At 26.4% G+C, this 1,535-nt stretch carries 1 protein-coding gene and 1 tRNA gene; one reads left to right on the top strand and one right to left on the bottom strand.

All coding sequences use genetic code 11. The features are described 5' to 3' along the window. Nucleotides 1–179: 179 nt before the first annotated feature. Nucleotides 180–270 (top strand) — tRNA-Ser (locus tag RI68_RS00775). A 210-nt stretch (nucleotides 271–480) separates the two neighbouring features. Here RI68_RS00775 and RI68_RS00770 read toward each other — a convergent pair. Continuing rightward, nucleotides 481–1,428, bottom strand: coding sequence for a hypothetical protein (locus RI68_RS00770; RefSeq protein WP_261974266.1), 948 nt, complete (start codon nucleotides 1,426–1,428; stop codon nucleotides 481–483). Between the last annotated feature and the right edge of the window lie 107 nt (nucleotides 1,429–1,535).

Raw genomic sequence — 1,535 nt, 5'->3', positions numbered from 1 at the left:
TTCCTATCCATCTTTTAGCTAGGGTTGCTTTAGATTATGATGTGCTTCTGGAATGACCAGAGTCATCCCTTATGATGTAGCAAATACAATACTTGTTGATCTCAATAAAATATAATTTGGTTTTTCCTAAAAAAAATAAATGATTCGATTGATTAATGATGGCAAAAAATGTTTCAGATGGAGTAGTACTCAAGTGGTTATAAGAGGCGTCCCTGCTAAGGACGTAGTCCAATTTTTGGTGCAAGGGTTCGAATCCCTTCTGCTCCGCCAATTATAAAAAAAATTTGATGATATTTTTTTACTTAAGCATTTGTTAAATAGTTTTATTTTTCCCAATAATATAATATTTAGCCAGAATTGATTTATCTTTTGCTTAATTAAATAAAATTATATATTATTATCGTTTAAAAGAAAAAACATCTTTATATCTAAATAAAGATGTTTTTTTATTAAAGAAGTTTATTATTTGTAAGAAACCTATTATCTTTTAGATTGAGGTTTTTTAATTTGTTGTAAAATCAAAAAAATAATCGCTGAAATCATTATAGAGATAAAAACACCTATAATTATAATTTGGAAAGCGTTAATGCTTTTTTCTTTATCATCATCTTTTGTAGTGCTTTTTTTCGTTGTGTCAGTTTTTTTGGATGTTTCAACTTTCTTTTTAACTTCTTCATTAGCAGTTTCAGAACCTTTGTTAATGTTTTCATTATTTGTTTCAGCGTCTTTTTGATCGCTTTTTTTGGATGGTTCAGATTCTTTTAATTTTTGATAATCTGTTTCGATTTTGGTTAATTGTGTTTTTTTAACTTCCAATTCAGAATAATGACTTTTAGCTAAAAACTCATTTATTTTATTTTTTAAAGTATTGATATTGGTGTCTTTTAATTTATTAGCATCCGTCAATTCTGTTTGTTTAGTTTCTAAACTTTTCATATTGGTTTCTAATAATTTATTTTGATTCATTATTTTGAGGAACGCCGTTTTAACTTCTTCCAAAGTTTTTTCACCTGCTTTGGATAAAACTAAAGCATCATTGAAATAATTCTGTTTTTGATCTCTTATTTTTTGCACCAATTGTTTCATATTGTCCAAAATAGTTTTATCAGCCGGCGGAATTTTATTGTTCGCTGATTTATCATTTATTTCGGTTAATACATTATTGAAAACCACATCTTCAAAGAGTTGTTTTAACACTTCTATATTGGCAGTAGTAAAGATGTTTTTGATTTCTGTTTCAAAAGTTGATATTTCTTGCAATAAAGCGTCAGCTTTGGCTTTGATATCGGCTTTTTGTTGTTCTTTATTTTTTATTTCTAAAATCTTCTCTTTGATAAGCGGAGTGTTTTCATTACCACCTCCAAATACTTTATTATGAGAGAAGAATATCAATAGGAAAACCGACAAAATTCCTGTTAATTGTAACAATGTAGATAAATAATTTTTATTTTGCGAAAACATTTGTATTTTATTTAAAAACCCTTTCTAGTAGATTTATTAAAATACATTTTCATATTATAATAAATGAATAAAAT

Source organism: Vaccinium witches'-broom phytoplasma str. VAC (assembly GCF_000309405.1).
GTDB lineage: Bacteria > Bacillota_I > Bacilli_A > Acholeplasmatales > Acholeplasmataceae > Phytoplasma.
The sequence above is the reverse complement of the archived record's forward strand: the minus strand, read 5'-3'. Positions and strand labels throughout refer to the sequence as shown.